Source organism: Bacilli bacterium, assembly GCA_036381315.1.
In the GTDB taxonomy this organism is placed as follows: Bacteria; Bacillota; Bacilli; order Paenibacillales; family KCTC-25726; genus DASVDB01.
Genome location: DASVDB010000141.1, coordinates 1 through 7,570, shown reverse-complemented (window position 1 = coordinate 7,570; position 7,570 = coordinate 1). Strand labels below are relative to the sequence as shown.

Sequence of the window (7,570 nt, the reverse complement as noted above, 5' to 3'; positions counted from 1 at the left end):
GCTTTGAAGAAGGTGTATGCCGCGCTGAAACAGCTGCGGCAGTTTTGCCTGGACAAACCCGGCGCCGTAGATATGATCAGCAGCCGGACGGGGCTCTCAGCAGCCATGGTTCGCGCTTCCGTGGAAATTTTTGAAGAGCTTGTGTTCATCGAAAGAGAAGGCGATATGCTAAGCGTAGTGCCAAAGCCGCGAAAGCGCAATCTGACCGATTCGGCAAAATACCGCAGAATGATGGAGCAAACGGAAGCGGAAAAAGTGTTGATCTATTCGACAGCGGCGGAATTAACGGTACGGCTGAAAGAACTTGCGCAAGCAAGCAATTGCAATATGAAAACGGAGGAATTGGCATGAAGTACGAATCGCTTATTCGGGTAATCGAAGACTTTCCGCAGCCCGGCATTTCATTCAAGGACATTACAACGCTTTTGAAAAACGGCGCCGCATACAGGCAGGTGATCGACGATTTGGCCGCGATGCTGCGCGGAATGAAGATTGACAAAATCGCCGGGCCCGAAGCCAGAGGCTTTGTGATTGGCGCGCCGTTAGCCTATTCATTGGGCGTTGGATTTGTGCCCATCCGCAAAAGCGGGAAGCTGCCGGGCGAGGTGGTCGAAGCCGCTTATGAGCTGGAATACGGCAAGGACAAACTTGCTGTTCACCGGGATGCGATTTTTCCCGGTGAACGCGTGCTGATAGCCGATGACCTGTTGGCGACCGGTGGAACAATCTCCACATGTGTCAACTTGATCAAACAACTGCAGGGAAATATCGTCGGCGCGGCATTTTTGATTGAGCTTTCTCACCTGAACGGGCGCGCAAAACTGCCGAACACCGACATCTATACATTGATCCGGTATTAAGCGGGCTTTATCCAACGGGCAAATAGGCGAACCGGCTATTCGTTGGATATTTTCAGCAATTCCAGCAATTTGAAGAACAGGCTTAAGACAATCGCCGTGATGGTGGCGAGCGCCATCCCTTTCAGTTCGACATGCCCCATCGTCAACTTCGTGCCGCTTACGCCGATTACGAGAACGATCGAGGTTAGAATCAGGTTTTGCGGTTTGGCGTAGTCCACTTTCGACTCGACCAGCATGCGAATGCCGGAAGCCGCAATAACGCCGAATAACAGTATGGAAACGCCCCCCATAACAGATACGGGGATTGACGAAATGAGTTGCGACAACGTTCCCGAGAATGAGAGGATCATCGCAATGATGCCGGCGCCGCCGATCACCCAGGTGGAGTATACTTTGGTGATCGCAAGTACGCCGATGTTTTCTCCGTAAGTCGTATTCGGCGTGGAGCCAAAGAAACCGGATATCACGGTGGATAAGCCATTGCCAAAGAGCGAGCGGTCAAGCCCGGGATCCTTGGTCAAGTCTTTGCCCACGATGTTGCCGGTGACGATCAAATGCCCGATGTGTTCAGCGACGACAACCAACGCTGCCGGGACAATGATCATAATGCTAGTCCAATCAAATTGCGGAAAATAAAAGTCCGGGGCTTCGATGATGTTCGCGTTGGCCACTTTGTCGAAATCAACAATGCCGAGGAAATATGCGACTATGTAGCCGATTACGATGCTTGTCAAAATCGGGATGATTTTCAAAAAGCCGCGGAATAGAACACTGCCGACTACGGCAACGAGCAATGTAACAGTCGAAGCGGTTATCGCCTTCGGGTCCGCTGTCCAATTGGCGGCTGCGGCGGGATTATTCGGATCGGGGATGAAACCGGCCATCCCGGCAGCCGTCGGCACAAGTTCCAGGCCGATTACAGCGACAATCGCGCCGATAGCGGCCGGGGGAAATACAATGTCGAGCCACTTTGTTCCCGCAAAGCGGATAATGAGCGCAATCAGCATAAAGGTTGCGCCTACAACGATAAATCCTCCGAGCGCTTTGTTGTAATTGGCGATGTTTTGATCAAGCACAACCAAAACCGGGGAAATGAACGCAAAGCTTGAGCCGAGATAAGCGGGAACTTTTCCCTTGCAAATAATAAGATACAACAAGGTGCCGAAACCGTTCATGAGCAAAATGGTCGATGGATTGACGCCGAACAGAAACGGAACAAGCACGGTAGAGCCAAACATCGCAAACAAATGCTGCAAACTTAAGGGAATACTCTGAATAAAAGGCGGGCGTTCGTTAACCTGGATAACTTTTTGCACGGAAATCCTCCTTCAAAAATAAAATGCTGCTAGCCTAACGCATATCGTATCAAAAATTAGCGCGGGAAGCACCAAAAAAATGCAAGTTTCGCGAAATCGTGCATCACCTGTTGACGCGGGCGCTTTAGAATAGCATAATTAAAAAAATAATCAACCTTTTTGCGATACGACGAACATGCATACGGGACGGGTGTTTTCATGGTAGATACGCTGTCGAAGCCTAAGGGAAAGGAAACAGTCATGGGCATTGAGCAGTTATTGGAAAGAGCGTCCATCTATTTGAAAACCAATGACTTAAAGCGTATAAAGGAAGCATATTGTTTTGCCGAACAGGCGCATAAGGGCCAGGTGAGGAAATCGGGCGAACCGTATATTCTTCATCCGCTTGCTGTCGCCGAAATTCTGGTTAATATGCAGATGGATATTACCTCGATCATTGCCGCTCTCTTACATGACGTTGTGGAAGATACTACCGTTTCGCTGGAAATGGTGCGGGAAAAATTCGGCGAAACTTGCGCCCGGCTTGTCGACGGTCTGACCAAGCTGGAGAAAATCAGGTTCAAGTCGAAAGAAGAACAACAAAACGAAAATTACCGCAAAATGTTTGTGGCCATGGCGCAGGATATCCGCGTGATTTTGATCAAATTGGCGGATCGGCTGCACAACATGCGCACTCTTAAGTTTCAATCGGAAGAAAACCAGCGCAAAATTGCGGAAGAAACGCTGGAAATTTTTTGCCCGATCGCGCATCGGCTGGGCATCTCGGCCATCAAATGGGAAATGGAAGATATTGCCCTGCGCTATTTGAATCCGCAGCAATATTACCGCATTGTTCATCTGATGCAAAAAAAACGCGCGGAGCGGGAAAAATACATCCAGGAAGTCATCGTCAACATTGCGGACAAAGTGGCGGAAATGGGCATTGAGGCCGACGTTTCCGGTCGTCCCAAACATATATACAGCATTTACAAAAAGATGACGACAAAAAACAAACAGTTCTATGAAATTTATGACCTGTTGGCGATTCGCGTCATCGTCAACAACATTAAAGATTGTTATGCCACGCTGGGGATCATTCATACGCTGTGGAAACCAATGCCCGGACGGTTCAAAGATTATATCGCGATGCCGAAAGCGAATATGTACCAATCGCTGCATACGACCGTAATCGGGCCGGAGGGCGAACCGCTCGAAGTGCAAATCCGCACCTGGGAAATGCACCGCACATCCGAATACGGCGTTGCGGCGCACTGGGCCTATAAAGAAGGAACCGTTGTACCGGGCGATAAATTCGGCGAAAAGATGGGCTGGTTCCGCGAAATTCTGGAATTGCAAAATGAAACGCGCGACGCCGCCGAATTTATGGAATCCCTCAAAATGGATTTTTTCACCGATCTTGTTTTTGTGTTCACTCCTAAAGGGGAAGTTATTGAATTGCCTGCAGGGTCGGTTCCTCTTGATTTTGCTTACCGCATCCATACGGAAATCGGCAACCGCACAATCGGCGCCAAAGTCAACGGCAAAATTGTTCCTCTTGATTATCGCCTGAAAACCGGAGATATCATTGAAATTTTAACTTCCAAACATTCGTACGGGCCAAGCCAGGATTGGCTGAAAATCGCCCAATCTTCACATGCCCGCAGCAAAATCAAGCAATGGTTTAAAAAGGAAAAGCGGGACGAATACATCGCCAAAGGCAGAGAGGCGATCGAGCGGGAATTTAAGCGCCTCGGCATCGACTCGACCGACATGGCGACCGATGACAAGCTGCTGGAAGCGGCCCGCAAATTCAATTTTAACGATATTGACGATATGCTTTCGGCAATCGGTTTTAACGGCATCACCGCGGCGCAAATTGTCAGCAAGCTGACGGAGAAATACCGCAAGGAAATCGAAGAGGCGCAAGCGATCCAACTCGCCAAAGAAGCAAAAGAGCTAAAACCCTTAACGCCGGTGCGCAAGCCCCGGCCGACGCACGGCGTCAGCGTAAAAGGCGCGGACAACCTGCTCGTTCGCTTTGCCAAATGCTGCAATCCGGTTCCGGGCGACAGTATAGTCGGGTACATTACCCGCGGCCGCGGGATATCGGTGCATCGCGCCGATTGCAACAACATTATGCCTACCGGCGAAGAAGATAAAGCGCGGATTATCGAAGTTGCGTGGGACGAAGATCCCGAGGCCAATTACAGCGTGGAAATTGAAATTACCGGCCATGATCGCCGCGGACTTTTGAACGAAGTGCTGCAGGCGGTATCCGAAAGCAAGACGAATATGTCGTCTGTAATCGGCCGTTCCGACAAAAACAAACTTGCGCAAATTCATATGACGATCCTGATCCGCAATACGGATCACTTGCAATCGGTTGTCGATAAAATCAAGCGCATCAAAGATGTGTATTCCGTTCAGCGCATCATGCAATAGGAGAAAAGCCAATGAGAGTGGTTGTACAACGAAGCAAACACGCATGTGTTACGGTTGCGGGAAAAACGGCAGGGCAAATTGACTTTGGCCTGACGCTTTTGGTTGGCGTCACGCATGACGATACGCCCGAAGACGCCAAATATTTGGCGGAAAAGGTGGCGAATTTGCGCATCTTTGAAGACGGGCAAGGGAAAATGAATTTATCCGTCAAGGATGTGCGGGGGCAAATTTTATCGGTGTCGCAATTTACGCTTTACGGGGATTGCAAAAAAGGCAGAAGGCCGAACTTCATGGCGGCCGCCCGTCCCGATTACGCGGAAGAAATCTATCGCGCCTTCAACGATTATTTGCAAGCGGAGGGCATTTCGGTCGCCACCGGCATTTTTGGCGCGATGATGGATGTGGAATTGGTGAATTGGGGCCCCGTTACGCTCATTGTCGACAGCAAAGGGTAATGTGCGCATGCTTTTTTTGCTATTGAGGGACAATAGGGGCAAAAAAAGGAGACTTCCCACCATGCGCCGGTCCCGTAAACAAACGGCAACTACAGACGGATTGCATCGGGCGCTTAACTGCGATGCGCTGGAATCGGAGAAACTGGCGGCGTTATCCGCCGACCCCGGATTATTGCCTGCCCCGTTCTTGGCCGGAGGAAGCGAGGAATGGAGCGTGATTCGCCCGCGGCCGCCATATCGATAAGAAGGAGTTTGATCACCGCTTGCAAAAGATTGGAGTTTACGGCATCGAACCGGCATGGGAGCGCAGCTTGGATCATTTGATCCGGCTTTTTTTCGCTGAAGCCGATGTGCGATTTCACCCGGGGAGAAACGAAAATTTGGCGGAAGATAGCGATTTGCATATTCGCTGGAAGATACGGGAAAACGACACGGTCATTTGCGAATTGTGGGATAGATCGATTGAGCGGACATATTCCGCAATGGCTGATGTGATCGCGTCCGGCGCGGCGGATTGGCAACACGAATACGCCGGATTAAGGACAAAAAATTTGCGAAATGCTTACTGCCGGGCGCTATTTCAAATCCTGACGGCTTATACCGGATTGACGCAGCCGTGGGGCATTTTGACCGGGATTCGCCCGACCAAACTTGTGCATCAAATGAAACTGGAAGGATTAAAAACCGCGGAAATCAGACGCCGTTTGGCTGAGGAATATTTGGTGGCTAAGGATAAAATCGAACTGCTTGTAAAGATTGCCGACAAGCAAATCAGCGTAGTCCCGGATTTATATGATTTAAAACAGGATGTAAGCATTTATATCGGAATTCCGTTTTGCCCGACAAAATGCGCCTACTGCACGTTTCCGGCGTATGCAATCGGCGGCAAGCAAGGCTCTGTCGACACGTTTCTTGCTTGTTTGCATTGGGAAATGGAACAAATAGGCAGTTGGCTGCAAGCGCACGATATGCGCATCACCACGATTTATTTCGGCGGCGGGACGCCGACCAGCATATCCGCGCGGGAAATGGACGAGCTTTATACCTTGATGCGCCGGGTGTTTCCGCATATGAACGAAGTGCGGGAAATTACTGTGGAAGCGGGGCGCCCCGATACGATTACGCCGGAAAAAATCAATGTGCTGAAAAAGCACGGCATCGACCGCATCAGCATCAATCCGCAAACTTATATCCAGGAAACGCTGCAGGCTATCGGCAGGCATCATACGGTCGAAGAGACCATCGAAAAATTTTGGCTGGCGCGGCATATGGGCATGCGCAATATCAATATGGATCTTATAATCGGGCTTCCCGGTGAAGGAATGCCGGGGTTTTGCCATTCATTGGCGGAAACGGAGAAATTGATGCCGGAGTCGCTTACCGTCCATACGCTGTCGTTCAAACGCGCTTCGGAAATGACGCAAAATAAGGAGAAATACCGGGTAGCGGGGCGGGACGAAGCGGCCGCGATGGTGGAGAAAGCGTATCATTGGACGGCGGAACACGGCTATCATCCTTATTATTTGTACCGGCAAAAAAACATGTTGGGCAATTTGGAAAACGTCGGCTACGCGTTGCCCGGCAAAGAAAGCATATACAATATCATCATTATGGAAGAGATGCAAACGATTATCGGTTTGGGCTGCGGCGCTTCGAGCAAATGGGTGGACCCCGTAAGCGGAAAGATTTCGCGGCATGCCAACCCCAAAGAGCCAAAAGCGTACGCGATGACGGTGAAGGCGCATACCGGGCAAAAACTGGCGGCGCTCGCTGAATTGTTTCTCAACAAAAAAGGCCTCAAAAATTGAGGCCTTTCGCATCATTTAGTCGCTCGCGCCGTTTTCCGCGACATCTCCGCTGAAATCTTCCTCCTCGTCAAACTCATCGATTTCATCGAGCAAATCTTCGCCTTCGTCCGTTTCGTCGGACCGTCCATCCGCGACATCTTCCGCCTCGTCGGGCAGCGTCGCCACGTCGACTTCATCCGCTGCGGAAACATCGTCTTCCAAAGCCAGTTCGCTCTCGGCAAAATCCTGTTCGTCCTGCATAGAAATCCCTCCGTATCATGATTCAAGGTGTAACCCTTGTGATAGACTCTATGCTCGTCCCAGCCGGAAAAGAACTTTAGATTGCGTGCGGTAAGCGTTTAATTTTTTGTAATCGAATTGTAACCTTATTTTCATTGTTCTTTAATGTTCCCACTCTATAATAAAACTTGACCCCCTTTTTATTATATAAACGTTTGGGCCTGCGTTTATTCGCGGGCTTCTTTTCTGTCTTCCGCACTTTTTTTCGCCTGCTCTTCGGCAAAACAACGGTGGCAAAACAACTGCTTGTCATCACTGACCATACCGTCCAAAAAGCCGTCGCGGCAGTATACGTTCTTGCCGCACCCGACACATTTTCCCACCAGTTCCATCGATTCGACCTCCGTTAGCTGATCGTATTCTATCTGTATCATGCCGCTTCAAACTTCACTTCCAAACGGTTTTCTCCGAGGCGCCGCGATGCGAAACGG

Annotated in this window: 9 protein-coding genes; 6 read left to right on the top strand and 3 right to left on the bottom strand. The window is 50.1% G+C overall.

What is annotated here, in order from left to right; genetic code table 11:
• Window positions 1–351: single-stranded-DNA-specific exonuclease C-terminal domain-containing protein (locus tag VF260_10670; GenBank protein ID HEX7057639.1), on the top strand; the 351-nt coding region annotated here is incomplete at its 5' end.
• Window positions 348–860, top strand: coding sequence for an adenine phosphoribosyltransferase (locus VF260_10665; protein ID HEX7057638.1), 513 nt, complete (start codon window positions 348–350; stop codon window positions 858–860). The genes VF260_10670 and VF260_10665, both read left to right, overlap by 4 nt.
• 35 nt (window positions 861–895) lie before the next feature.
• Here VF260_10665 and uraA read toward each other — a convergent pair whose 3' ends face one another.
• Window positions 896–2,176 (bottom strand): uracil permease, encoded by a 1,281-nt coding sequence (gene uraA / locus VF260_10660; GenBank protein HEX7057637.1) that lies wholly within the window; start codon window positions 2,174–2,176, stop codon window positions 896–898.
• A 240-nt stretch (window positions 2,177–2,416) separates the two neighbouring features.
• Here uraA and VF260_10655 point away from each other — a divergent pair, with 240 nt between their 5' ends.
• From VF260_10655 to VF260_10640, 4 genes are all read left to right on the top strand, one after another.
• Window positions 2,417–4,597 carry a bifunctional (p)ppGpp synthetase/guanosine-3',5'-bis(diphosphate) 3'-pyrophosphohydrolase gene (locus tag VF260_10655; protein HEX7057636.1) on the top strand — a complete coding sequence of 727 codons (2,181 nt, stop codon included), beginning with the start codon at window positions 2,417–2,419 and terminating at the stop codon, window positions 4,595–4,597.
• Window positions 4,598–4,608: 11 nt separating this feature from the next.
• Window positions 4,609–5,052 carry a D-aminoacyl-tRNA deacylase gene (gene dtd, locus VF260_10650; protein HEX7057635.1) on the top strand — a complete coding sequence of 148 codons (444 nt, stop codon included), beginning with the start codon at window positions 4,609–4,611 and terminating at the stop codon, window positions 5,050–5,052.
• Between the two features lie 61 nt (window positions 5,053–5,113).
• Entirely contained in the window at window positions 5,114–5,296 is a 183-nt protein-coding gene (locus tag VF260_10645) for a hypothetical protein (protein HEX7057634.1), read from the top strand.
• 19 nt (window positions 5,297–5,315) lie between these two features.
• Window positions 5,316–6,860: a coproporphyrinogen III oxidase gene (locus tag VF260_10640; GenBank protein ID HEX7057633.1), complete on the top strand. Its 1,545-nt coding sequence runs from the start codon at window positions 5,316–5,318 to the stop codon at window positions 6,858–6,860.
• Between the two features lie 15 nt (window positions 6,861–6,875).
• On the opposite strand, the gene VF260_10635 is transcribed toward VF260_10640, so the two are convergent.
• Both VF260_10635 and VF260_10630 read right to left on the bottom strand, forming a co-directional pair.
• Window positions 6,876–7,100 (bottom strand): hypothetical protein, encoded by a 225-nt coding sequence (locus VF260_10635; protein HEX7057632.1) that lies wholly within the window; start codon window positions 7,098–7,100, stop codon window positions 6,876–6,878.
• A gap of 206 nt (window positions 7,101–7,306) precedes the next feature.
• A complete protein-coding gene (locus VF260_10630; GenBank protein HEX7057631.1) occupies window positions 7,307–7,471 on the bottom strand; it encodes a hypothetical protein in 165 nt (54 codons plus the stop codon).
• Window positions 7,472–7,570: the final 99 nt, after the last annotated feature.

Excerpts from the sequence above, each read along its gene's own strand:
- VF260_10635 (HEX7057632.1), bottom strand. The coding sequence starts at position 7,100 with ATGCAGGACGAACAGGATTTTGCCGAGAGCGAACTGGCTTTGGAAGAC.
- VF260_10645 (HEX7057634.1), top strand. The coding sequence starts at position 5,114 with ATGCGCCGGTCCCGTAAACAAACGGCAACTACAGACGGATTGCATCGG.
- dtd (HEX7057635.1), top strand. The coding sequence starts at position 4,609 with ATGAGAGTGGTTGTACAACGAAGCAAACACGCATGTGTTACGGTTGCG.
- VF260_10630 (HEX7057631.1), bottom strand. The coding sequence starts at position 7,471 with ATGGAACTGGTGGGAAAATGTGTCGGGTGCGGCAAGAACGTATACTGC.
- VF260_10665 (HEX7057638.1), top strand. The coding sequence starts at position 348 with ATGAAGTACGAATCGCTTATTCGGGTAATCGAAGACTTTCCGCAGCCC.
- VF260_10655 (HEX7057636.1), top strand. The coding sequence starts at position 2,417 with ATGGGCATTGAGCAGTTATTGGAAAGAGCGTCCATCTATTTGAAAACC.